This is a genomic window from Stutzerimonas nosocomialis, from assembly GCF_005876855.1.
Lineage (GTDB): Bacteria > Pseudomonadota > Gammaproteobacteria > Pseudomonadales > Pseudomonadaceae > Stutzerimonas > Stutzerimonas nosocomialis.
The window spans coordinates 158,637-182,104 of the sequence record NZ_QLAE01000002.1; the positions used below are offsets into that span (position 1 = coordinate 158,637).

At 65.7% G+C, this 23,468-nt stretch carries 24 protein-coding genes and 1 tRNA gene; 10 read left to right on the forward strand and 15 right to left on the reverse strand.

The annotated features are described in order from the left end of the window. Window positions 1–8: 8 nt before the first annotated feature. Genes DN824_RS01805 through DN824_RS01820 form a run of 4 tightly spaced genes read right to left on the reverse strand, consistent with a single transcriptional unit; the run spans window position 9 to window position 2,987 of the window. Window positions 9–698, reverse strand: a complete 690-nt coding sequence (locus tag DN824_RS01805) for an ABC transporter permease (RefSeq protein ID WP_138406681.1) — start codon at window positions 696–698, stop codon at window positions 9–11. After that, entirely contained in the window at window positions 695–1,390 is a 696-nt protein-coding gene (locus DN824_RS01810; protein WP_138406682.1) for an ABC transporter permease, read from the reverse strand. Before DN824_RS01810 ends, DN824_RS01805 begins: the two co-directional genes overlap by 4 nt. Before the next feature lie 54 nt (window positions 1,391–1,444). Further along, window positions 1,445–2,197, reverse strand: a complete 753-nt coding sequence (locus DN824_RS01815; RefSeq protein WP_138406683.1) for an ABC transporter substrate-binding protein — start codon at window positions 2,195–2,197, stop codon at window positions 1,445–1,447. 16 nt (window positions 2,198–2,213) lie between these two features. Then, window positions 2,214–2,987, reverse strand: a complete 774-nt coding sequence (locus tag DN824_RS01820; RefSeq protein WP_138406684.1) for an ABC transporter ATP-binding protein — start codon at window positions 2,985–2,987, stop codon at window positions 2,214–2,216. A gap of 356 nt (window positions 2,988–3,343) precedes the next feature. Here DN824_RS01820 and DN824_RS01825 point away from each other — a divergent pair, with 356 nt between their 5' ends. Beyond that, window positions 3,344–3,691 carry a DUF4124 domain-containing protein gene (locus tag DN824_RS01825; protein WP_158295364.1) on the forward strand — a complete coding sequence of 116 codons (348 nt, stop codon included), beginning with the start codon at window positions 3,344–3,346 and terminating at the stop codon, window positions 3,689–3,691. A gap of 6 nt (window positions 3,692–3,697) precedes the next feature. Here DN824_RS01825 and DN824_RS01830 read toward each other — a convergent pair whose 3' ends face one another. From DN824_RS01830 to panM, 6 genes are all read right to left on the reverse strand, one after another. Beyond that, window positions 3,698–5,749 carry a BCCT family transporter gene (locus tag DN824_RS01830; protein ID WP_138406686.1) on the reverse strand — a complete coding sequence of 684 codons (2,052 nt, stop codon included), beginning with the start codon at window positions 5,747–5,749 and terminating at the stop codon, window positions 3,698–3,700. Between the two features lie 290 nt (window positions 5,750–6,039). Continuing rightward, window positions 6,040–6,115, reverse strand: a tRNA-Phe gene (locus DN824_RS01835). A 133-nt stretch (window positions 6,116–6,248) separates the two neighbouring features. After that, the gene (locus tag DN824_RS01840) at window positions 6,249–6,521 is read right to left on the reverse strand and encodes an oxidative damage protection protein (protein ID WP_138406687.1); all 273 of its coding nucleotides are present in this window, start codon (window positions 6,519–6,521) and stop codon (window positions 6,249–6,251) included. Continuing rightward, on the reverse strand, window positions 6,518–7,585 hold the full coding sequence (mutY, locus tag DN824_RS01845) for an A/G-specific adenine glycosylase (RefSeq protein ID WP_138406688.1): 1,068 nt from the start codon (window positions 7,583–7,585) through the stop codon (window positions 6,518–6,520). Before mutY ends, DN824_RS01840 begins: the two co-directional genes overlap by 4 nt. Beyond that, on the reverse strand, window positions 7,582–9,807 hold the full coding sequence (locus tag DN824_RS01850; RefSeq protein ID WP_138406689.1) for an AsmA family protein: 2,226 nt from the start codon (window positions 9,805–9,807) through the stop codon (window positions 7,582–7,584). Before DN824_RS01850 ends, mutY begins: the two co-directional genes overlap by 4 nt. A gap of 113 nt (window positions 9,808–9,920) precedes the next feature. Beyond that, entirely contained in the window at window positions 9,921–10,325 is a 405-nt protein-coding gene (panM, locus tag DN824_RS01855) for an aspartate 1-decarboxylase autocleavage activator PanM (protein ID WP_138406690.1), read from the reverse strand. A 116-nt stretch (window positions 10,326–10,441) separates the two neighbouring features. Between panM and hisB the strand changes: the two genes are divergently transcribed. The 6 genes from hisB (at window position 10,442) to DN824_RS01885 (ending at window position 15,334) form a co-directional block, all read left to right on the forward strand. Next, a complete protein-coding gene (hisB, locus tag DN824_RS01860; protein WP_138406691.1) occupies window positions 10,442–11,035 on the forward strand; it encodes an imidazoleglycerol-phosphate dehydratase HisB in 594 nt (197 codons plus the stop codon). Continuing rightward, a complete protein-coding gene (gene hisH, locus DN824_RS01865) occupies window positions 11,035–11,673 on the forward strand; it encodes an imidazole glycerol phosphate synthase subunit HisH (RefSeq protein ID WP_138406692.1) in 639 nt (212 codons plus the stop codon). The genes hisB and hisH overlap by 1 nt, the downstream gene beginning before the upstream one ends. Window positions 11,674–11,770: 97 nt before the next feature. After that, the gene (gene hisA, locus DN824_RS01870) at window positions 11,771–12,514 is read left to right on the forward strand and encodes a 1-(5-phosphoribosyl)-5-[(5-phosphoribosylamino)methylideneamino]imidazole-4-carboxamide isomerase (protein WP_138406693.1); all 744 of its coding nucleotides are present in this window, start codon (window positions 11,771–11,773) and stop codon (window positions 12,512–12,514) included. A 98-nt stretch (window positions 12,515–12,612) separates the two neighbouring features. Then, entirely contained in the window at window positions 12,613–13,383 is a 771-nt protein-coding gene (hisF, locus tag DN824_RS01875; RefSeq protein WP_138406694.1) for an imidazole glycerol phosphate synthase subunit HisF, read from the forward strand. Between the two features lie 119 nt (window positions 13,384–13,502). Beyond that, the gene (locus tag DN824_RS01880) at window positions 13,503–14,255 is read left to right on the forward strand and encodes a substrate-binding periplasmic protein (RefSeq protein ID WP_138406695.1); all 753 of its coding nucleotides are present in this window, start codon (window positions 13,503–13,505) and stop codon (window positions 14,253–14,255) included. 329 nt (window positions 14,256–14,584) lie between these two features. After that, window positions 14,585–15,334 carry a substrate-binding periplasmic protein gene (locus DN824_RS01885; RefSeq protein ID WP_138406696.1) on the forward strand — a complete coding sequence of 250 codons (750 nt, stop codon included), beginning with the start codon at window positions 14,585–14,587 and terminating at the stop codon, window positions 15,332–15,334. A gap of 6 nt (window positions 15,335–15,340) precedes the next feature. Here the strand turns inward: DN824_RS01885 and DN824_RS01890 are convergent, their stop codons facing one another. From DN824_RS01890 to gpmI, 4 genes are all read right to left on the reverse strand, one after another. Continuing rightward, window positions 15,341–16,150, reverse strand: coding sequence for a divergent polysaccharide deacetylase family protein (locus DN824_RS01890; RefSeq protein ID WP_414718391.1), 810 nt, complete (start codon window positions 16,148–16,150; stop codon window positions 15,341–15,343). A 5-nt stretch (window positions 16,151–16,155) separates the two neighbouring features. Beyond that, window positions 16,156–17,490, reverse strand: coding sequence for a S41 family peptidase (locus tag DN824_RS01895; protein ID WP_138406698.1), 1,335 nt, complete (start codon window positions 17,488–17,490; stop codon window positions 16,156–16,158). 26 nt (window positions 17,491–17,516) lie between these two features. Beyond that, window positions 17,517–18,791: a murein hydrolase activator EnvC family protein gene (locus DN824_RS01900; RefSeq protein WP_138406699.1), complete on the reverse strand. Its 1,275-nt coding sequence runs from the start codon at window positions 18,789–18,791 to the stop codon at window positions 17,517–17,519. Between the two features lie 147 nt (window positions 18,792–18,938). Continuing rightward, window positions 18,939–20,474, reverse strand: a complete 1,536-nt coding sequence (gene gpmI / locus DN824_RS01905) for a 2,3-bisphosphoglycerate-independent phosphoglycerate mutase (protein ID WP_138406700.1) — start codon at window positions 20,472–20,474, stop codon at window positions 18,939–18,941. A 138-nt stretch (window positions 20,475–20,612) separates the two neighbouring features. On the opposite strand from gpmI, the gene DN824_RS01910 reads away from it, so the two are divergent. The 3 genes from DN824_RS01910 (at window position 20,613) to secB (ending at window position 21,846) form a co-directional block, all read left to right on the forward strand. Then, on the forward strand, window positions 20,613–21,026 hold the full coding sequence (locus DN824_RS01910; RefSeq protein WP_138406701.1) for a rhodanese-like domain-containing protein: 414 nt from the start codon (window positions 20,613–20,615) through the stop codon (window positions 21,024–21,026). Window position 21,027: 1 nt separating this feature from the next. After that, a complete protein-coding gene (gene grxC, locus DN824_RS01915) occupies window positions 21,028–21,282 on the forward strand; it encodes a glutaredoxin 3 (protein WP_138406702.1) in 255 nt (84 codons plus the stop codon). A gap of 66 nt (window positions 21,283–21,348) precedes the next feature. Next, complete coding sequence (gene secB, locus DN824_RS01920) at window positions 21,349–21,846, forward strand: protein-export chaperone SecB (protein WP_138406703.1); 498 nt, start codon at window positions 21,349–21,351, stop codon at window positions 21,844–21,846. A gap of 90 nt (window positions 21,847–21,936) precedes the next feature. On the opposite strand, the gene DN824_RS01925 is transcribed toward secB, so the two are convergent. Next, on the reverse strand, window positions 21,937–22,917 hold the full coding sequence (locus DN824_RS01925) for an NADPH:quinone oxidoreductase family protein (RefSeq protein ID WP_138406704.1): 981 nt from the start codon (window positions 22,915–22,917) through the stop codon (window positions 21,937–21,939). Between the last annotated feature and the right edge of the window lie 551 nt (window positions 22,918–23,468).

Consider the following 23,468-nt stretch of genomic DNA (forward strand, 5'->3'; position numbering starts at 1 on the left):
GCGGGCGGTCAGCGGCCCTGGCAGGCATCGACCCGCAGCCAGCGCTCGAGCAGTTTGAAGCCCTGCATGAGGACGAAGGCGATGACCAGGTAGATCAGGCCGGCGGTGAGGAACATCTCTTCGTGCATGTAGGTGCGGGCGGCGATCTTGCGCGCCATGCCGGTCAGTTCCAGCAGGGTGATGGTGCTGGCCAGGGCACTGGCCTTGAGCATCAGGATCACTTCGTTGCTGTAGGCCGGCAGGCCGATGCGCGCGGCACGCGGCAGGATGATGTGCAGCAGCGCCTGGCTGCGGGACATGCCCAGCGCCCGCGCCGCTTCGACTTCGCCGGCCGGTACGTTCTGGATGGCGCCACGCAGGATCTCGGCGATGTAGGCGGCAGTGTGCATGGTCATGGTGATGACCGCGCACCAGTACGGGTCGCGCAGATAGGGCCAGAGCACGCTTTCACGCACGGCTTCGAACTGCGCCAGGCCGTAGTAGACGAGGAACAGCTGCACCAGCAGTGGCGTGCCGCGGAAGAAGAAGATGTATCCGTAGGGCAGGGCACGCACCGCGAGGACGCGTGACGAGCGGGCGATGCCCAATGGCAGTGCAAGGATGAGTCCGGCAATCACCGAGAGCCCCACCAGCTGCAGGGTCAGCCAGGCGCCTTCGAGAAAGCTCGGCAGCCAGCGGATGAAGATTTCCCAGGTCATGCGGCGCTCCTGACGAAACCGCGTCCGGCGCGTTTTTCGAGAAAGTACATGGCGATCATCGCGAGGACGGTCAGGCCCAGGTAGATGAAGGCGGCGACGAGGAAGAAGGTGAACGGCTCCTTGCTCGCGGTGACGGCGATCTGCGAGCGGCGCATGATTTCCTCGAGGCCGATCACCGAGACCAGCGCGGTGTCCTTCATCAGGATCATGAACAGGTTGCCCAGGCCCGGCAGGGCCAGGCGCCACATCTGCGGCAGGATCAGCCGCCAGAAGATCCGCCGCTTGCCCAGGCCCAGTGCCAGGCCGGCTTCACGATGGCCCTTGGGGATGGCCAGCAGCGCGCCGCGAAACACTTCGGTCGCGTAGGCGCCGAAGCACAGGCCGAGGGCGATGGTGCCGGCCGCGAACGGGCTGAGCGCCAGGTCCTGGATGCCGACCAGTTCGCCCAGGCCGCGAACCAGATTGATGGTGCCGAAATAGATCAGCAGTACCCAGAGCAGCTCGGGTACGCCGCGCACGATGGTGGAGTAGGTGCCGCCGAGCCAACGGAAAAAGGCGTAGGGCGAAGTCTTGGCCAGCGCACCGAGCAGCCCGAGCACCAGGCCCAGGGCCAGCGATGCCAGCGCCAGCTGAATGGTCATCCAGGTCCCGGCAATCAGTGCCGGACCGAATCCGTGAAGGTCAGGAATCATGTGTACTCGAAAAGCACCGCTGCCCGGAAAGGGGCCGGGCAGCGGTCAGGCGGGTCAGTAAATGCTGAAGGGGAAATACTTGTCGTTGATCTGCTTGTAGGTGCCGTCGGCGAGGATTTCTTCCAGCGCCTTGTTCAGCTTCTCACGCAGCTCATCGTTGCCCTTGCGTACGGCAATGGCGATCTTGTCGTCGTCGAAGACCGGCTCGCCCTTGAATTCGAAGTTCTTGCCGGCGTCGCTCTTGAGCCATTCCCACTGCACGAAGGTGTCGGCGAGGATGCCGTCGACGCGACCGGAGGCCAGGTCCAGGTAGGCGTTTTCCTGGGTGTCGTACAGTTTCACGTCGACGGTCCGGCCCAGGTTGTCTTCCAGCCAGGTGCCGGCGATGGTGGCGCGCTGGGCGCCGATCACCTTGCCCTTGAGGCTGGCTTCATCGGTCTTGAAATCCTTGGATTTCGGCGCGATGAACTGCAGCTTGTTGGTGTAGTAGGGGTTGGTGAAGTCCACCGCCTGCTTGCGCTCTTCGGTCACCGACATGGAGGCGATGATGAAGTCGAACTTGCGGGCGTTCAGGGCTGGGATGATGCCGTCCCAGTCGGAGGTGACCACTTCGCACTCGGTCTTCATCTTGGCACAGAGGGCGTGGCCGATGTCCAGATCGAAGCCTACGACCTGGCCGCTGGCGTCGATGAGGTTGAAGGGAGGGTAGGCGCCTTCGGTGCCGATGCGCAGCTTCTCCGCCGCGAACGAACTGCCGCAGGCCAGGGTGACGGCCGCGGCGAGGAGGATCTTGTGGAAGCTCTTCATTGTTGTTGCTCCAGTTTTAGCGATGGCTAGACATGAATTGTTTACAGCGCGCCGACTCCGGGCGTTCGAAGACCTGCTCGGGTGTTCCCTGTTCCTCCACCAGCCCCTGATGAAGGAAGACGACTTCGCTGGACACCTGCCGGGCGAAGTTCATCTCGTGGGTGACCAGCAGCATGGTCCGTCCCTCTTCGGCGAGCGAACGGATGACATTAAGCACTTCTTGTACCATTTCCGGGTCCAGCGCCGAGGTGGGCTCGTCGAACAGGATCACCTTCGGCTGCATCGCCAGTGTGCGGGCGATCGCGGCGCGCTGCTGCTGTCCACCGGACAGCTGTGCGGGATAGACGTGGCGCTTGTCGGCGATGCCGACCTTGGCCAGCAGGGCCTCGGCCGTTTCGGTCGCCTCGGCACGGCTCTTGCCGAGGACACGGCGCGGGGCTTCGATGATGTTGTCGAGCACGGTCATGTGCGGCCAGAGGTTGAAATTCTGGAACACGAAGCCGATTTCGCTGCGCAGGCGGTTGATCTGCCTGGCGTCGGCCGCCACCAGCTCGCCGCCCTTGGCGGTCTTGAGCTTCATCTGTTCGCCGGCCACCAGGATTTCCCCTTCGTTGGGGTTTTCCAGCAGGTTGATGCAGCGCAGAAACGTCGACTTGCCGGAGCCTGAGGAGCCCAGGATGGAAATCACGTCGCCATCGTGCGCGGTCAGCGAAATGCCCTTGAGAACTTCCAGATCGCCGTAGCGCTTGTGCAGATTGCGAATTTCCAGTGCGGGTATGGCCTCGGCCATTGATCTACCTACCTCTTAATCAGACCCCAAGAACGATATTTCACGGGCTGTTCGATTGATTGCGCTCCGGCCTAGGGCTCGCCCTCCTGGCGAGGGCGCAAAGCTAGCATGCATGCGGCCTAGAGCCAAGCGCGGGTGCAGCCGGTTTCGCGCTCGTACGGCTCGGTTGCAGGCATGTTCGCGGTGCGAGCCGTCTGGATCGCGGCCTGCAATTGGCACCATGGCGAACGACGCTTTGTCGGCTTTCGCGGCTATAGTCGGAACGCTGTGCGTTCAGTCACGCCAGTGTAGCGGGCGGGCGGGTAAAACACCGGGTCCGTCAGGATCGCCAGCAAACGGCTATGGGAGTTATCGACATGCGCATTCTTCTGGTTTTGCTGCTTGCGCTGCCCGGCTGGGCGCATTCGGCGACCGTCTTCAAATGCGTGGGCGGCGACGGCCATGTCACGTTCTCCGACCGACCCTGCGGTGTTCAGGGCGAGGAGACCCGTCTTTTCGAGCCCAAGGTGACCAACGAGCTGCCATCGGCCCAGCAGATCGAGCAGCTGCTCGGCCCGGCATCGCAGACGGTCTACGAAGTGCGAGGGCCGAACATTTCCGACGCCCCCGCGCCCGGTAGCGACCTGATGCCCGACAACGAGCCGCCGCCGGGCATCAGCTATGGCGACCCCAGCGGCATCCGGCGCAACCCGGCGGGCCTGTGACCGGCCTCAGTGCCCAGGCTGCTTGGCCTCGGTCAGCGTGTCGCCGAGCATCTCGTCGTGTTCCTCCATCTTCCAGGGCAGGCTTCCCGGCGAGATGTGCAGGAAGTGCAGGTATTTCTCGAACTGGTCGAGAATGTCACCAATGATTTCCTGCTGGTCGTAGCCATAGATGTCGTATGACTGCCCGCCGCGCCGCAGGAATACCTCGGCCCGGTAGTAGTGCTCGTCGCCGTCGGGGCTTTCCGGATGCGCGAACGCCGGCATCGCATAGCTCATCAGGCGGATCTCGTAGACGAAATCCAGCTGATCCTCCCTGACCACCTCCAGATACAGCCGCGAATTGGGCTCGTCGACGTGTACCTGCGCCGGCCAGCCCTGCTCCTGCAGCCCGCGCTGCACGCGGCGCATCGCCTTGAGCACGGTGGTGGACATGAATGCCTCCACCGGTTCGCGGGCCGGGAAGTTGACCAGCCCGGCCAGCCGTTTCTTCCATACCCCCGGCGCGGCACCGACGGAGGTCCGGCTGCCCTGCATCTGGTTCTGCAGGCTCAGCTGGTGCCCTTCGATCACCAGCGCGCGCCACATGCCCAGCGCGGTCAGCATCATCAGGATGCAGAAGGGCAGGCCCGCCGCGATGGCCATGGTCTGCAGCGCGCTGAGTCCGCCGGCGAGCAGCAGTGTCGAGGCGACGACGCCTGCGGTGGTCGCCCAGAAGACGCGCTGCCAGGTGGGCGTGTGGCTTGCGCCGCCGGCGGCGATCGAGTCGATCACCAGCGAGCCGGAGTCCGAGGACGTGACGAAGAAGGTGACTATCAGCAGCACCGCCAGCATCGAGGCGAGCGAGGTCAGCGGCAGGTGCTCGAACAGCTTGAACAGCGCGATGGCGTGGTCGGCCTGCACGTCGTTGATCAGGCTGGTGTAACCCTCGACCATGATCAGGTGCAGCGCGGTATCGCCGAACACCGAGAACCAGAAGAAGGTGAACAGCGTGGGGACGATCATGACGCCGAAGACGAACTGGCGAATGGTGCGGCCCCGGCTGATCTTGGCGATGAACAGCCCGACGAAGGGCGACCAGGAAATCGTCCAGCCGAAGATGAACAGCGTCCAGTTGCCGATCCAGTCGCTGCGGCTGTAGGCCTGCAGGTTGAAGGTGCGCTCGATGATGTTGTTCAGGTAGCTGCCGGTGTTCTGCAGGAAGGTTTCCAGAATGAAGATCGTCGGGCCCACCGCCAGCACGAACAGCATCAGGATCGTGGCCAGGACGATATTGAGCAGCGACAGGTTCTTCACGCCCTTGTCCAGGCCCGCGACGACCGAGCAGATCGCCATGCCGGTGATGACCGCAATGGCTATCACCTGCACGGTGATGCTCACCGGCACGTCCCACAGGTAGTTGATCCCGGCGTTGATCTGGGTGACCGAGAGACCCAGGGTGGTCGCGATGCCGAACAGCGTGCCGAGGATGACCAGCACGTCGACCACATGGCCGATCGGGCCGTGGATGCGTTCGCCGATCAGTGGGTAGAGCGCCGAGCGCAGCGACAGCGGCAGGCCGTGGCGGAAGGAAAAGTAGGCCAGCGCCAGGCCCACGATCCCGAAGATGCCCCAGATGTGGAAGCCCCAGTGGAAGAAGGCGATCTGCATCGCCTGCTTGGCGGCATCCACGGTTTCCGGTGCGCCGGTCGGAGGCGTCGAATAGTGCAGCACCGGCTCGGCGACGCCGAAGAACAGCAGCGCGATGCCATAGCCTGCGGAAAAAAGCATGGCGAACCAGGCCGGGAAGCTGTACTGCGGCTCCGAATGATCCGGCCCGAGCTTGATGTTGCCCCACTTGGTCAGCGCGATCCCGACGATGAACACCAGGAAGAACGCCACCGACAGCATGTAGAACCAGCCGAAGGTGCGGGTGATGTAGGCCAGCACCGAGTCGAACAGCTCCCCGGCCAGTTCCGGGTTGCTGATGGTGCCGACCACCAGCAGGAAGGTGATGACGACGGAGGGGATGAAGACGGGAAGCAGGATGACGGCGCGGGGTAGTTTCTTGTTCGTGTCCATTGGGGCGTCCGGTTTTCTCGTCGGAGTTCGGTAACGGCGAGGCGACAGGCTCCGAGATAAAAATGCAGCGTGTGCAAGGGTAGACGGCCAATTGCCTGCAAATACTCACCGGTATTTTCGCGGCTCTTGATGCTGCGGGTTGCCTGAGGGCTCGATTACCGAGCTAGGCGTGAGGACGGTGGGGCTGCTCTGCCCCGGCCGAAAGGCTGGCGCCGCGAACACGCGGGCAACAAAAAACCGGCTCTAGGCCGGTTTCTGTTTCGGGTGGCTTGCACCACTCGAGAAATCAGTGGTGCCCAGGGACGGAATCGAACCGCCGACACGGGGATTTTCAATCCCCTGCTCTACCAACTGAGCTACCTGGGCAACGGGGCGCCATTAAACGGATTTGGCTTTGCTCTGTCAAGCAAGGCCGGGAAAATATTTAGCTACGGCGGGCGCTTAGGTGTCTTCCAGCGGCTCGCCGGTATCGCGGGCCGCTGTGCGGTCGAGGCGGCGCTCACTCGCTGGGCGGTACGTAGCCTTCGGCCTGGGCGTACTCTTCGCCGGAGAGGAATTTGTCCATTTCCTCCTGGAGGAACTTGCGGTCCTCGGCGTTCATCATGTTCAGGCGACGCTCGTTGATCAGCATCGTCTGGTGCTTCTGCCAGTCTTCCCAGGCCTTCTTCGAGACGTTGTTGTAGATGTCCTCGCCTTTGGCGCCAGGGTAGGGCGGCCGGTCCAGGCCCGGAAGCGCTTCCTTGTATTTACGGCAGTTCACGGTGCGGGTCATGACGTCACTCCTGCGTTCAGTTCGGTGGCGGCGCGCTTGAGCAGTTTCTTCACCGGGGCGGCGAGGCCCAGGCGCTGCGGGGCGGCGAGGTTATACCAGAGCCAGTCCGCTTCGGTCACGGCGGGTGCGGCGCTGCGTACCTGCACCAGCCAGGGTTCGATGGCGAGCTGGAAATGGCTGAAGGTATGGGTCAGCCCGGGCAGCGGGCGGGGCTCGCCGAGGTCCAGGGCATGGCGCTGGGCGAGCGGGGCCAGCGCGTTCAGATCGTCGAGTTCGGGCAGGCTCCAGAGCCCGCCCCAGAGTCCGCTGGCCGGTCTGCGGTAGAGCAGGATCTCGCCATCCGCGTTGGCCAGCAGCGGCATCAGGGTGCGCTTTTGCGGCAGCGCCTTGCGCGGCTTGGGCGCCGGGTAGTCGGTTTCGCGGCCCAGCAGGTGGGCCTGGCAGCCGCTGCGCAGCGGGCACAGCAGGCAGCTCGGGCGGCTGCGGGTGCACAGCGTCGCGCCCAGGTCCATCATCGCCTGGGTGTAGTGGTTGACGCGCTGGTGCGGCGTCATGCGCTCGGCCGTCAGCCAGAGCTCGCGCGCGACCTTCGGTTCGCCGGGATAGCCGCTCTGGGCGCTGAAGCGTGCCAGCACGCGCTTGACGTTGCCGTCGAGGATCGCCGCGCGCAGCCCCATGCTCAGGCTGGCGATGGCGCCGGCGGTGGAACGGCCGATGCCGGGCAGCTCGGCCAGTTGCTCGACGTCGCGCGGGAACTCGCCGCCGTGCTCGGCGACGATCAGCCTGGCGGTCTTGTGCAGGTTGCGGGCGCGGCTGTAGTAGCCGAGGCCGGTCCACAGGTGCAGCACTTCGTCCTCATCGGCTTCGGCCAGGGCCTGAACCGTGGGCAGCGCTTCCATGAAGCGGTCGAAATAGCCGAGCACGGTGCTGGCCTGGGTCTGCTGCAGCATGATTTCCGAGACCCATACCCGATAGGGCGTGATGCCGATCTGCCAGGGCAGATCCTTGCGGCCGTGGCGGTCGTACCAGTCGAGGACCGCCTCGCCGAACGCTTCGGGGGTCATCGGTTGAACAGGCCTCTGAGGGCGTCCTTGAGGTCTGGCGAGACCTTGTCGCCGAGCTTCTCTTCGATCTTCTCGTTGAGCTTGTCGCCGGCGAGCTTGGCCGCGACCTTGCCCAGCCCGTCCTGGTCGAGGCGGCAGGCCTTGGCGCCGATTTCCAGCGGGCCGCGGCAGCGCAGCGGCCACTCGATGCCGGCGTAGCGCTGGTTGACCTCGCAGGCCGGGTCCGGCATCTCGCCCTTGTCGCCTTCGATGACGATGCCGATGCGGTAGTCCAGGCCCAGCACGCGCAGGTCCAGGTCGCCGTTGCCGTTGACGGTCATCCCCGGGATGCTCGCCTTGAGGTCAGGGTTGGTCGCCACGCCGTTGCGCAGCAGCAGGTTGCCTTGCAGGGCGCGGAACGGGGTGTCCTGACTGCGCGGTTCGCTGGAGAGGCTCTTGCGATTGAGGGTGGCGATCGCCCGGCACAGCTGCTGTTCGAGGTTGGCGTCGACCAGCACGCCGTTGTTCACGGTGAAGCCGAGGGTGCCGTTGAGCCCGTCGATCCAGGCCCGCTCGCTGTTGCCCTGGGTGCGCAGGTCGGCGTTGAGGTCGAGCAGGCCCCGCACCGTCGGCTGCTGGCCCTGGCTTTCCAGCAGGCGCTCGACCGGCACCCGGCTGATGCGCTTGGTGGCGGTCAGTACCGGTATCTGCGGGCGTACGTCGACGGTCGCGTTGGCTTCGAATCGGCCGTTGTAGAGATTGCCGCGCAGTTCTTCGAGGGTGATCAGGCCGCCGCGGCTGTTGGCCTTGAGGCTGAACGCTTCGAGGGGCAGCTTCTTCACCGCGAGGCTGTCGACGACCAGGTTGATGCGGCTGTCGAGCGCGCGCAGGGTGGTGATCGGCAGCACGTCGGCTTCGCTCCAGGCGTGCTGGCTGGGCTTGTCCGGCAGCGGGGTGGTGCCATTGCCGACCGCGGCCGCTTCGGTGCTGCGCACCTGATCCTGGCGGGCGGCGGTGGCGGCCTTGCTCTGCTCGCTGTCCGGCGGCAGGTAGCGGTCGAGGTTGAGGCGGTCGCCCTTGAGCGTGACGCGCAGTGCCTGGGTGCTGAAGTTGGCGACGCCGAGCTGGCCGGTGAAGGTGCTGTCGTCGAGCTTCAGGGTGGCATCTTCGAGCATCAGGCTGTTGGCCGTGCCGTTGAGGCGGGTGACCAGTTCGGCCTTTTCCAGAGTCTTGCCGTCGGCCATGGGCGGCAGCTGCTGGCCGACGCCGTCGAGGAATTCGCGCAGGTTGAACGGGGCGATGGACAGCGCACCGGCGATCTTCGGTTCGCTTTCCAGTTCGCGCACCTTGAATTCGCCCAGGCCGCGCAACTGGTTGGCGGAGAACTTGAGGCCGTTCCATTCGGCGATCTGCGCGGCGCGGTCGACCAGCAGCTGGCCCTGGGCGCTGAAGGCGAGGGTCTTGCCGTTCAGCGGCTCGCCAGAGGCTTCGCCGGACAGGCGCAGGTCTTCGAGGGAGTAGCGCAGCAGCTGGTTGTCGAAGCGCAGGTTGCCCTGCAGTTCGGTGCGCGCGCGCATGACCGGCTGGTTGCTGCCGAAGAAGGCGCTGAGCTTCAGGGGAATGGTCGCGCCTTCGCGGATGGCGCCGGTGCTCAGCTCGATGCTTTCGGCGCTGAGCTGCTGGCCGCTGCGCGCGTCATGGTAGGTGACCCGTGCATCGCTGATGGCCAGGCTGTCGATGTCCAGCTTGAGCGGTTTGCGCCGTGCCGGCTCGGCTTCGGTCGGCGCGGGTTGCTCGGCCTCTGGCGCGGCGGGCGGCGTTTCGGCGCTCGCCTGGCCCGCTGGCTGGCCGACGCCTTCCCAGTTGCCGTGGCCGTTCTCGTCGCGCACCAGGGTCAGGTTCAGGCCGTTGACGGTGATGTCGCTCATCTGCACTTCGCGGCGCAGCAAGGGCATCACGCGTACCGAGAGGCCGAGCATGCGCAGGTCGGCGAAGGGCTGCTCCGGCGTCTGGGCGCTGGCCAGGGTGGTCTCGTGCAGTTCGAGGCCCAGCCAGGGGAACAGGCTCCAGCCGATGTCGCCGTTGATGGTCAGCTCCAGCCCGGCCCGCTCGCGCGCCAGTTGCTGGATCTCGTCCTTGTAGTCGTTGGGATCGAACAGGTGGGTCAGTGCGAAGCCCAGCGCCACCAGTATCAGCAGCAATCCGAGAATGACCAGACCCAGGATCTTGCCCAGCGCTTTCATGGAGAGTCCCTTTGTGAGGTGTGGCAAAAGTGGCGAGTATAACGCTGCCCCGTGACGGCGGTAGGCGCGGCAGGTTTGGAGCGCCCGGCCGGGCGCCGGTTCCGCGCCTGGGACTAGGGTTGCAGAGGCTGCAGCGGCAGATGCGCGCGCGCCGCCAGCGCCTGGGCTTCGAGGTGATCGGTCGGCGCGGCCAGGCGCAGGGTCTTGCCGGCTTCGCCGGTCAGGCGCTCGGCCTCTTCCAGCAGGCGCCGGCCGACCCCACGGCGGCGGGTGACCCGGCGTACGCACAGGTGCGACAGTTGCCAGGCCTGTTCGCCGGGTTGCAGCAGGGCCGCGCCCAGCAGTCGATCGTTGAAGCGCCCGGCGATCAGCCGGCCGCTGGCCAGGCCCGCCTCGATGAGCGCTTCGGCAGTGTCGTAGGGGGCGAGCAACCAGGCTGGCGCATCGGCGTAGATCTTCGCCAGATCGATGCGGTCCTGGGCGGACGGGGTGCCGACGGCTTCGACGAGTACAGGCATGACAGGCTCCGGAGCGGGGATGCCAGTGTACCCCAGCCCCAGCACGGCGGTAGCCGGGGGAGGCGGCGCACGCCTATAATGGCAGCCTTTTCCCGATCGCTTTTGTGGAGCAGGTGATGGCCGAACGTACGGCATTCGTCGAGCGCAACACCCTGGAAACCCAGATCAAGGCCTCGATCAATCTGGATGGTACCGGCAAGGCGCGTTTCGCCATCGGTGTGCCCTTTCTCGAGCACATGCTCGACCAGATCGCCCGTCACGGGCTGATCGACCTGGACATCGAGTGCAAGGGCGACCTGGAAATCGACGACCATCACACCGTCGAGGACGTGGGCATCACCCTCGGCCAGGCGTTCGCCAAGGCCATCGGCGACAAGAAGGGCATCGTCCGCTACGGCCACTCCTACGTACCGCTCGACGAGGCGCTGTCGCGCGTCGTGATCGATTTCTCCGGCCGCCCGGGCCTGCACATGAACGTGCCCTACACCCGCGCGGTGGTCGGTCGCTTCGATGTCGACCTGTTCCAGGAATTCTTCCAGGGCTTCGTCAATCACGCCCAGGTCACGCTGCACATCGACAACCTGCGCGGCACCAATACCCATCACCAGATCGAGACGGTATTCAAGGCGTTCGGCCGTGCCCTGCGCATGGCGGTGACGCTCGACGAGCGCATGGCCGGGCAGATGCCGTCCACCAAGGGATGCCTGTAATGCAGACGGTAGCCGTCATCGACTACGGCATGGGCAACCTGCATTCGGTAGCCAAGGCGCTCGAGCACGTCGGCGCCGGCCGCGTGCAGGTGACCAGCGATGCCCGGGTGATTCGCGAGGCCGACCGGGTGGTGTTCCCCGGCGTCGGTGCGATCCGCGACTGCATGGCCGAGATCCGCCGCCTGGGCTTCGACGAGCTGGTGCGCGAGGTCAGCGTCGACCGTCCCTTCCTCGGCATCTGCGTCGGCATGCAGGCCCTGATGGAGCGCAGCGAAGAGAACGGCGGCGTCGACTGCATCGGCCTGTTCCCCGGCCAGGTGCGCTTCTTCGGCAAGGATCTGCAAGAAGAGGGCGAGGCGCTGAAGGTCCCCCACATGGGCTGGAACGAAGTCAAGCAGGCCGTCGACCATCCGCTGTGGCACAGCATTCCCGACGATGGCCGCTTCTATTTCGTTCACAGCTACTACATCGATGCCGGCAACCCGCGCCAGGTCGTCGGGCGCGGACACTACGGCAAGGATTTCGCCGCCGCACTGGCCGACGGCTCGCGCTTTGCCGTGCAGTTCCATCCCGAGAAGAGCCACACCCACGGCCTGCAGCTGCTGCAGAACTTCGCCGCCTGGGATGGGCGCTGGTAAATACCTGAGCTGGAAGCGGAAAGCCGGAAAGCCGGAAAGCCAATGCGCTTCAGGCTTCGGGCTTCAGGCTTCAGGCTCTTTTCCGAAGGAAAAAGACATGCTGATCATCCCCGCAATCGATCTCAAAGACGGTGCCTGCGTGCGCCTGCGTCAGGGCCGTATGGACGATTCGACGGTATTTTCCGACGATCCGGTGAGCATGGCGGCCAAGTGGGTGGAAGCCGGCTGCCGTCGCCTGCACCTGGTCGACCTCAATGGCGCCTTCGAGGGCCAGCCGGTCAACGGTGAAGTGGTCACGGCGATCGCCAGGCGCTTCCCGCAATTGCCGATTCAGATCGGTGGCGGCATCCGCTCGCTCGAGACCATCGAGCATTACGTCAAGGCCGGCGTGAGCTACGTGATCATCGGCACCAAGGCGGTGAAGGAGCCGGAATTCGTCGCCGAGGCCTGCCGTGCCTTCCCCGGCCGGGTGATCGTGGGCCTGGACGCCAAGGATGGGTTCGTCGCCACCGACGGCTGGGCCGAGGTCAGCAGCGTACAGGCGACCGACCTGGCGCGCCGCTTCGAGGCCGACGGGGTCGCGGCGATCGTCTACACCGACATCGCCAAGGACGGCATGATGCAGGGCTGCAACGTCGAGGCCACGGTGGCCCTGGCCAACGCCAGCCGCATCCCGGTGATCGCCTCCGGCGGCATCCACAACATCGGCGACATCCAGAAACTGCTGGATACCGATAACCCCGGCATCATCGGCGCCATCACCGGTCGTGCGATCTACGAAGGCACGCTGGACGTCGCCGAAGCGCAGGCGATCTGCGACCTGAAGTACAAGGACGAGTGATTCGCTGAACCTGCGGTGGATCGGTGAAGCGCGATCCACCTACACGTGCTACGTGCAGCTTGAAGCCTGCGGGCTTGGAGCTGCCTTCGGAGAAAGCCATGGCCCTGGCCAAACGCATCATTCCCTGCCTCGACGTGGACAACGGCCGCGTGGTCAAGGGCGTCAAGTTCGAGAACATCCGCGATGCCGGCGATCCGGTGGAGATCGCCCGCCGCTACGACGAGCAGGGCGCCGACGAGATCACCTTCCTGGACATCACCGCCAGCGTCGACAACCGTGACACCACCCTGCACACCGTGGAGCGCATGGCCAGCCAGGTGTTCATCCCGCTGACCGTGGGCGGCGGGGTGCGCAGCGTGCAGGACATCCGCAACCTGCTCAACGCGGGTGCCGACAAGGTCTCGATCAATACCGCCGCGGTGTTCAACCCCGAGTTCGTCGGCGAGGCCGCGCAGCGCTTCGGTTCGCAGTGCATCGTCGTGGCCATCGACGCCAAGAAGGTGTCCGCCGAAGGCGAGACGCCGCGCTGGGAAATCTTCACCCACGGCGGACGCAAGCCCACCGGGCTCGACGCGGTGGCCTGGGCACAGAAGATGGAGGCCCTCGGCGCCGGCGAGATCCTGCTGACCAGCATGGATCAGGATGGCATGAAGAGCGGCTTCGACCTGGGCGTGACCCGCGCCATCAGCGAGGCGGTTCGCATCCCGGTGATCGCCTCGGGGGGCGTCGGCAACCTCCAGCACCTGGCCGACGGCATCCTCCAGGGCAAGGCCGATGCGGTGCTGGCCGCGAGCATCTTCCACTTCGGTGAATACACTGTCCCCGAGGCCAAGGCCTACCTGGCGAGCTGCGGCATCGTGATGCGCTGAGGCCGCGGCCGCTCCCTTCCTGTTACCGATGCAGCCGCGTTCAGGCGCGGCGCAGGGAAGCTTTTTTCATCAAAAGGATGCGCCTGCTGGCCGGGCGCGCATTAAAGAGGAACCTGGCAATGCCCCGTCGTCTGCTGATCGGCCTGATCGGCGCCCTGCTTTTCGTCTCGGTCGCCCAGGCCGAAGTCCCCGCCAACTACAAGGTCGACCTGCTGACCGAGAACTTCCCTCCGTACAACATGGCGCCCAACGGGAAGAATTTCGCCCAGGGCGATGCCGTGTCCGGCATCGCGGCGGACATCGTGCGGGAGATGTTCCAGCGTGCCGGCATCGATTACACCCTGACGCTGCGTTTTCCCTGGGAGCGCCTGTACGCAACGGCGCTGGAGACGCCTGGCTACGGCATCTTCGTGACGGCGCGCCTGCCCGAGCGCGAGGCGCTGTTCAAGTGGGTAGGGCCGATCGGCCCGGACGATTGGGTGCTGCTGGCGCGTGGCGACAGCCGCATCAGCCTGAGCACCCTGGCGCAGGCCGGAGCATTCGACGTGGGAGCCTACCGGGGCGACGCGATCGCCGAGCATCTGATCCAGCAGGGCCTGGAGCCGGTGCTGGCGCTGCGTGATCAGGAAAACGCGACGAAACTGGCGGCCGGCGAGATCGACCTCTGGGCCACGGGCGATCCGGCAGGCCGCTACCTGGCGCGCCAGCAGCAGATCACCGGGCTCAAGACGGTGCTGCGGTTCAATCGGGCCGAACTCTTCCTGGCGCTCAATCGCGACGTGCCGGACACCGTGGTCGAGCGGCTGCAAAAGGCGCTCGAGCGGATGCGCGCCGAGGGCTTCGTCGACGCCGTGAGCGACCGCTACCTCTGAGCGGCTGCCCTCATGGCGCGAGCGTCATGACCGGTTTTGGACGCGCACGCCCTGCAATGGGGCGTGCGCGTCGTGACTGCATTCGGGCGCATGGTCTTGATGCGTGACGGGCGGCTGAAAACTGTCCTTCAAATTTCTCGTTTACCTTTCTCTCTCGCCTCTGCCTGCGGCCATCTGGCACTATGCCATCGGCGCCGAAACGTGGAAGCCGGCACAGTTTGTTCTGGTGTAGAACTTGCTTTAACCAGTGCGACAATAGCCCGGCGCCAAGGCGTCGACATAACAAAGACAATTTTTGTGCACTGCACATGGAAACCATGGGGATCACTATGTTCAAGCGAATCCAGTCCATTCTGCTGCTGGCGCTCATCGCCACCGCTGCCAAGGCCGAACTGCCGGCCGATTATCAAGTTGTCGTGCTGACGGAAAATTTCCCGCCGTTCAACATGTCGGTCGACAACAAGAACTTCGCCCAGGAGGCGAACATCACCGGCATCAACTCGGACATCGTGCGTGAGATGTTCAAGCGGGCGAAGATCAACTACAACCTGACGCTGCGCTTTCCCTGGGACCGCATCTACAGCCAGGTCCTGAGCCAGCCGAACCAGGCGATCTTCTCCACCACCTATACGCCGGCCCGTGAGCCGCTGTTCAAATGGGTCGGCCCGCTCTCGAACACCGGCTGGGTGCTGCTCGCCGCCCCCGGCAGCGATATCCGCCTGACCTCCCTCGAGCAGGCCCGGCAGTACCGGATCGGCGCCTACAAGAACGGCTCGGTGAGCCAGCATCTGGAAGACAAGGGGCTGGAGCCGATCAACGCGCTCAAGGACCAGGACAACGTCGCCAAGCTGCTCAGGGGCGAAATCGACATGTGGGCGACCACCGACCCCGTCGGCCCCTACTGGGCCAAGCAGGAGGGCGTGGCCGGACTGGTCACCGCGCTGCGCTTCAACGATGCCGAGCAGTTTCTGGCGCTGAACAAGGACACGCCGGACGAAGTCGTCAAGCGTCTGCAGAACGCGCTCAACCAGATGCGCGCAGACGGCACCATCGACGAGATCCGTCGCCGCTACCTGTAACACGCCTCAGCGGTAGATACCGCCTTTCCCGTGCGCGGCCATCGCCCGGTTGCCGCGCACGGCGATCATCTGCTCCACCCCTATCCAGTCGATACCGCGTGCCGCCAGCCGTGGCAGTTCGCGTTCGAGCACGTCGAGCGTGGCGGGATAGGGGTGGCCGATCACCACCACCGAGCCCTGCTTGCGCGCAAGCTCCACGGCCTTTTCGAGTTGCGCGGCGACCGCCTCGGCCGTGGGCTCGTTATCCAGGAAGACGTCGCGGGACAGGCTCGCCAGGCCAACGCGCTGGGCGGTGGCGCCGGCGACCGTGGCTGTGCTGGTGCGGCTGTCGATGAAGAACCGATGGCGTCGTTGCAGTTCGCCCATCAGCCAGCTCATGGCCGTGGCGTCGGCCGTCATGCGGCTGCCCATGTGGTTGTTGACCCCGTGGGCATGGGGCACGGCGTCGAATGCCGCGTCGAGCCGCTTCTCCAGTTCGTCGACGGGAAGCCCGGGGTGCCAGGCATAGCGGCCTCCGGCGGGGTCCATCGGCAGATGCAGCATGACCGTCTTGCCGTTGCGGTGGGCCTCCTCGGCCAGCCGCGTGGCGTGGGGCGTGTCGGGAAGGATCGCCAGCGCCACCGGGCCGGGCAGGGCGAGCACCCGGCGGTCGCGGCTGGGCGTCTGGCCGAGGTCGTCGATGATGAGGGTCAGGCGGGCAGGCGCGGTGCTTGCCTGCGCGTGCCGGTCGGTGGGTTCGCCCGCTGCCGGCGCGGCGGGCTGAGCGGCCAGAGCACTGCTCAGCAGGGCCAGCAGCAGCGGAGCGAGAAACCGCACTCCGGTCATTTTCCGCGGGTGAGGTTCAACCCTTTGAGCAGGTTCAGCGCCTGGCCGAGCTGGAAATCGTCGTCCTGCGGACGCGGCGAGTCGCTGACCACCTGGGTGCTGCTCGGGCGGTCCGGGCCGCCGTTGCCATTGCCCAGGTGCCCTTGCAGGTCCGCTTCGCGGAAGCCCTCGGCCGCCTGCTCGCGGGTGAGCTTGGCGCGCTCGACCTGGATGTCCGGGACGATGCCCTGGGCCTGGATCGAGCGGCCGTTGGGCGTGTAGTACAGCGCCGTGGTCAGTTTCAGGGCGCGGTCGTTGTTGAGCGGCAGCACGGTCTGCACCGAGCCCTTGCCGAAGCTGTCGGTCCCCATCAGCACGCCGCGCTTGTGGTCCTGCAGGGCGCCGGCGACGATTTCCGAGGCCGATGCGCTGCCGCCGTTGATCAGCACCACCAGCGGCACCCCTTCGCTGGGGTCGGCCGGATCGGCGTTGAAGCGCAGTTCGGAGTTGGCGATGCGGCCCTTGGTGTACACCACGAGGCCGCCGGTGAGGAAGTGGTCGGCCACTTCGACCGCGGCCTGCAGCACGCCGCCGGGGTTGTTGCGAAGGTCGAGCACCAGGCCGTTGAGCTTGTTGCCCTGGTTTTCCTTCTTCAGGCGCTCCAGGGCCTTGCCCACCTCGTCGCCGGTGTTGACCTGGAACTGGGTGATCCGCAGGTAGCCGTAGCCCGGTTCGAGGATCTGGCTGCGCACGCTGCGCACCTTGATCACCGCGCGGGTGAGCTTGATGTCCCGCGGGCTGCCGCCGTCGCGCACGATGCTCAGGGTGATCTCGCTGCCCGGCTTGCCGCGCATCTTTTCCACGGCTTCCATCATCGACAGGCCCTTGGTGGGCTGGCCGTCGATCTTGACGATCAGGTCGCCGGCCTCGATGCCCGCCTTGGAGGCCGGCGTGTCGTCGATGGGCGATACCACCTTGATGAAGCCATCCTCGAGACCGACCTCGATGCCCAGGCCGCCGAATTCGCCGCTGGTGCTTTCCTGCAGTTCGGCGAAGGCCTCGGGCTCGAGGTAGGCCGAATGAGGATCGAGGTTGCTGAGCATCCCCTTGATCGCGTTCTCCAGCAGCGTCTTGTCGTCCACCGGCTCGACGTAGGCGGCCTTGATGCGGTCCAGCACCTCGGCGAAGGTGCGCAGTTCGTCCAGCGGCAGCGGCGACTTGTTGGCCGGCGCGTCGATCACGGGCGGCGGTACCAGCTCCGCGGGCTGCTGCGCCCAGGCGTTGCCGTAGGCTCCCAGCGTGACGGCCAGGGCGAGCGTTGAAGGTCGGGCAAAGCGGCGCAGGTACAGCATGTCGAACTCCGAGTTTGAGGGCGCGCTTATCCTTGCGCGCGGCACCATTGCGCCGGGTCGCTTGGACGACCCTGTTGGCGAATGGCGAAATACAATGCGGCAGCTTCCTGCCCGCCACTGGTGCCTACCGTGGCGATGGGGTCTCCCGCCTTGACGATGTCGCCGGCGTCGCGCAGCAGGCTCTGGTTGTGGCCGTACAGGCTCAGGTAGCCGTTGCCATGGTCGAGGATCACCAGCAACCCGGCACCGCGCAGCCAGTCGGCGAACACCACCCGGCCGCCGTGCACGGCGCGTACCTGGGTGCCGGCGCTGGCGCCGATCAGGACACCGTCCCACTTGGTTCGAGCGTCGCCGCCGCGCGGAGTGCCGTAGCGCGCGATCAATTGGCCGTCGACCGGCCACGGCAGCTTGCCCTTGGCCTTGTCGAACGGGCCGCCGTAACTGGCGCCGGCGCTGGAAACGATCTGCTGCGGTGCGGTACCGGGCGCGGCGGCCGGCGCGGCGGCGTTGGCCTGGCGCTGGCGCTCCTGGGCTTCGCGCGCCTCGGCGAGGGCCCGCTGGCGGGCTTCTTCGGCCTCGCGCGCCTGGCGGGCGAGGGTCTGTTCGATGGTTCTGAGCACCCCTTCGAACTCGGCCTGCTCCTGCTGCCTGGCCTTGAGCGCCCGGCCGCGGCTGGACTGGTCCTGGTTGAGCTTGGCCAGCACCTGCTGGCGCTCCTTGCGCACCTCGGCAAGCTCGCTGCGGCGCGCCTGCAGGCCGTTGCGCTGGTCGGCCAGGCGGCTCTGCTCGGCGGCGATGCCGGCCTCGACGTTGGCCAGCTGGCGCAGGGTTTCGTTGAAGGCGTCGAGCTGTTCGAAGCGGGCCTTGTTCAGGTAGTCGTAATAGGTCAGCGTGCGGCTGAATTTTTCCGGATTCTGCTGGTTGAGCAGCAGCTTGAGGTATTCCTGCCGGCCGCTCTGGTACGCGGCCCGGGCCTGGATGCCAATCAACCGCTGCTGTTCGATCCGGGCGCCTTCGAGGGTGGTCTTCTCCTCCTCCAGGCGCTGCAGCTCCGACTGGCTGCGGTCGATCTCCTGCTGCAGGGTGTCGACCTGCCTTTCCAGCGTGCCCATTTCCTTTTCGGTGGTCTGCAGCTGCTTCTGCACGCTGCTCTTCTCCTGCTCGATCTGCTTGAGCAGTTTCTGCAGCTCGGCGACATCCTTGCGGGCGGCCTCGATCTGCGCACGGGCGGCGGCGCGATCGTCCGCCACGGCGGTGCCAACGACGAGCGCGAGTAACAGGGGAGGGAGAAGGCGGAGCATGAGTGGCGCGATACCAGGGTACGAGACCGGGCTAGTATGCCTAAAAAATGCAGCCTGAGGCTGCACGCCGAATAAAAGCCGCGCGGCGTTGTGAACGGCGCCGCGCGGCCCGATGAGCGGCGGGCGTCAGCCCCGCCGCTGGCCGCTTCAGTCGAGTTCGACGATGCTGCGGCCGGTCATTTCGGCTGGCTGCGGCAGGCCCAGGAGGGTCAGCATGGTGGGCGCCACATCGGCGAGCACGCCGCCTTCGCGGATCTTCAGGCTGCGCTTGCCGACATAGATGAAGGGCACCGGCTCGCAGGTATGCGCCGTGTGCGCCTGGCCGGTCATGGCATCTTCCATCTGCTCGACGTTGCCGTGGTCGGCCGTGATCAGCGCCTCGCCGCCGACCTTGTCCAGGGCCGCGACGATCCGGCCGACGCAATGATCCAGGCATTCGACCGCCTTGACCGCCGCCTCGAATACGCCGGTGTGGCCGACCATGTCGCCGTTGGCGTAGTTGACCACGATGACGTCATAGCGCTGGTTCTCGATGGCGTCGACGATCCGGTCGGTCACCTCCGGGGCGCTCATTTCCGGCTGCATGTCGTAGGTCGCGACCTTGGGCGACGGGATCAGGATGCGCTCCTCGCCTTCGAAGGGTTCCTCGCGCCCGCCGGAAAAGAAGAAGGTGACATGGGCGTACTTCTCGGTTTCGGCGATACGCAGCTGGGTCTTGCCGTTCTTGGCCAGGTACTCGCCTAGCACGTTGCTCAGCGACTCCTGGGCGAAGGCGCTGGGCGCCGGGATGCTGGCCGAATACTGGGTGAGCATGACGAAACCGGCCAGCTGCGGGCGGCGGGCACGGGCGAAGCCGTCGAAGTCGTCCTCGACGAAGGCGCGGGACAGCTCGCGGGCGCGGTCGGCGCGGAAGTTCATGAACACCACGGCATCGCCGTCCTCGACCTTCACCGGCTCGCCGATGGTGGTGGCCTTGACGAACTCGTCGCTCTCGCCGCGCTCGTAGGCGGCGATCAGGCCGTCCACCGCGTAGTCGGCGTGGTACTCGGCCTTGCCGTCGACGATCAGCTCGAAGGCCTGCTGCACGCGGTCCCAGCGGTTGTCGCGGTCCATCGCGAAGTAGCGGCCGATCAGGCTGGCCACCTTGCCCTTGCCGAGGCGGCCGAAGGTGGCCTGCATCAGTTCGATGGAGCCCTGGGCGCTCTTGGGCGGCGTGTCGCGGCCGTCGAGGAAGGCGTGCAGGTAGATCTTCTCGGCGCCGCGCTTGGCGGCCAGCTCGGCCATGGCGACCAGGTGGTCCTGATGGCTGTGCACACCGCCGTCGGACAGCAGGCCGAGAATGTGTACGGCCTTGCCGGCGCCGACCGCCTTGTCCACCGCGGCGCAGAGGGTCGGGTTCTCGAAGAAGTCGCCGTCGCGGATGGATTTGGTCACCCGGGTGAAGTCCTGGTACACCACGCGGCCGGCGCCGAGGTTCATGTGGCCCACCTCGGAGTTGCCCATCTGCCCGTCGGGCAAGCCCACATCCATGCCGCTGCCGGAAATGAGCCCGTGCGGCTGGGTGCTCAGCAGGCGGTCGTAGACCGGTGTGTTGGCCGCATGGATGGCGTTGAACTCGGGGCTTTCGCTATGCCCGAAGCCGTCGAGGATGACGAGTACCAGGGGTTTGGGTGCAGCAGGCATGTTCGGGCTCCTTGCGCGGGGACTTGAAAGGGCGGCCAGTCTACTGGCGGGCCGGGCCAGGGTCACGAGTATCAGGGTTCAGCCGGCTGGGGGGGCTGTGTATACTGGCCCGCATTTTATCCCCCGGGTACCCTATTGATGGTCGCTAACCTGATTGAATTTGTCTCCAACCACTATGTATTGAGCAGCCTGTTCGTCGTGCTGCTGATCCTTCTGGTCATCACCGAGACTCGCAAGGGCGGCAAGAGCCTGAGCAATCGCGAGCTGACCGCCCTGGTCAACAGTGGTGAAGGCGTGGTGTTGGACGTGCGGGCGAAGAAGGAGTTCGCCGCCGGCCATATCGTCGACGCGTTGAACATTCCGCACGACAAACTGGTCAGCCGAATGGCGGAGCTGGAAAAGTACAAGGGCAAGACGCTGATCGTCGTCGACGCCCTCGGCCAGCACGCCGGTACGGTTTGTCGGGAGTTGCAGAAGGCAGGCCACACGGCCGCCAAGCTGGGCGGAGGGATTTCCAGCTGGCGCGGCGACAACCTTCCCCTGGTCAAGTGATATGTCCCATGTCGTGATCTACACCACCGCCTGGTGCCCCTACTGTCTGCGGGCCAAGAGCCTGCTGGACAAGAAGGGCGTCGACTATGAGGAAATCCCGGTCGACGGCCGGTCCGACCTGCGCGCCGAGATGGCTCGCAAGGCGGGGCGCACGTCGGTGCCGCAGATCTGGATCGGCGAGCAGCACATCGGTGGTTGCGACGATCTTTTCGCCCTCGATCGCGCCGGCCGTCTCGACCCGCTGCTCGCATCCTGACGGCTCGGGCCGCAGCGGACGGTCGCCGACAACCCTTATCAAACGCACAACGAGAAGGCTTCGAAAATGGCTGAACAAGAAACCAACGGCGCCGCTTCCCAGAACGGCGAGCAAGGCGCGCAGTTCTCCCTGCAGCGCATCTACGTCCGCGATCTGTCGTTCGAGGCGCCCAAGAGCCCGGAAATCTTCCGCCAGGAGTGGAATCCGAGCGTCGCTTTGGATCTGAACACCAAGCAGAAGGCGCTCGAAGGCGACTTCCACGAAGTGGTGCTGACCCTGTCGGTCACGGTCAAGACCAACGAAGAAGTGGCGTTCATCGCCGAAGTGCAGCAGGCCGGCATCTTCCTGATCAAGGGGCTGGATGCGCCGTCCATGAGCCACACCCTCGGTGCGTTCTGCCCGAACATCCTGTTCCCTTATGCCCGCGAAGCCCTGGACAACCTGGTCACCCGCGGCTCGTTCCCGGCGCTGATGCTTTCCCCGGTGAACTTCGATGCGCTCTACGCGCAGGAAATGGCCCGCATGCAGCAGGCGGGCCAGGCGCCGAGCACCGCTCAGCACTGAGGCCGCGCCGCGTCTGCGGCATCACGCGCCGGATACGAAGGGCTCGCCTGATGGCGGGCCCTTCGTCGTTCTGGCGCCCGAGGTCTCGTCTCAGCGAACCTTGACCACGACCTTACCGACGGCGCGGCGCTGGGCCAGGGTATCGATCGCCTCGGAGGCTTGCGCCAGCGGGAAGGTCTGGGACACCAGCGGCTTGAGCTTGCCCTCGGCATGCCAGGCGAACAGCTGCTGGAAGTTGGCGGCGTTGTCCTGGGGCTGGCGCTGGGCGAAGGCGCCCCAGAACACGCCGACCAGGGATGCGCCCTTGAGCAGCGGCAGGTTGGCCGGCAGCGCAGGAATGCCGTCCCCGGCGGCGAAGCCGACCACCAGCATGCGGCCGTTCCAGGCGATGCTGCGGAATGCCTCCTCGAACAGCGAGCCGCCGACCGGATCGTAGATCACGTCGACGCCCTGGCCGCCGGTCAGCTCCTTGAGCCGGTCCTTGATACCGCCTTCGCTGTAGTTGATCAGCTCGTCGGCGCCGGCCTTGCGCGCCACTTCGAGCTTCTCGGTCGTCGAGGCCGCCGCGATCACCCGGGCGCCCATCGCCTTGCCGATTTCCACCGCCGCCAGCCCCACGCCGCCCGAGGCGCCGAGTACCAGCAGGGTCTCGCCCGGCTGCAGGTTGCCGCGCTGACGCAGCGCGTGCATGGACGTGCCGTAGGTCATGCTGAAGGCCGCGGCCGTTTCGAAATCCATGCTGTCAGGAATGGGCAGGACGTTGTAGGCCGGGACCGCGGTCTGCTCGGCGAACGCGCTCCAGCCGGTCAGGCCCATCACCCGGTCGCCGACCTTCAGGTGGGTGACCTTCTCGCCCACCGCCGCCACCACGCCGGCCGCCTCGCCGCCGGGGGAGAAGGGAAACGGCGGCTTGAACTGGTACTTGCCCTCGATGATCAGCGTGTCTGGAAAGTTGACCCCGGCGGCGTGCACGTCGAGCAGGATCTCGTTCTTCTTGATCTCGGGGCTGGCGGTCTCTTCCAGCACCAGGGTGTCGGCGGGGCCGAAGGCTTTGCACAGGATGGCTTTCATCGGGAGGGTCCTTGTTGGAGTTGTCGGGCCGCAGTTGCAGGCAGTCTAGGTCCGCGAGGCCGGGGCGCAACGAGCATGGCCCTCCCTGATGGCGTCGCATAAGTGCGGTCCGAGCGCTGCCTTGCCTGGTGTGGGCGGGTCGAGGCGCTGACACAAATTGCAAAAGTTTGTATTGTCTTGAAACAATTAAAACTTTGCTTCACACTTGATTTGTTACCTAGGACACGGATGCGTTGCTCTGGTTGATCCAGAGCCGCTGGCTAGCTCGCCATCGCGCTGCTGTCCGTCCCTGCCATGGGGCGATTCATGGCACCGGCCATGGATGCGCCTGCACCGCCCCCTCCGCCCACCAGAACACAACAATTTGGGCCACGGATCCGCTGGCGCAACGCCAGTCGCCGTTATCCGGCAATAACGCACCGCGCCGACAGACGAGCCTTCGCGCTCCTCTGCCTGCCTTCGAGCCGCTTCGAAGGTACGGGCACCTGCGACCTATCGATTCCCAAGGACTGAATGGCAGCCAATGGTCGATGCCTTCAGGCACACAGTTC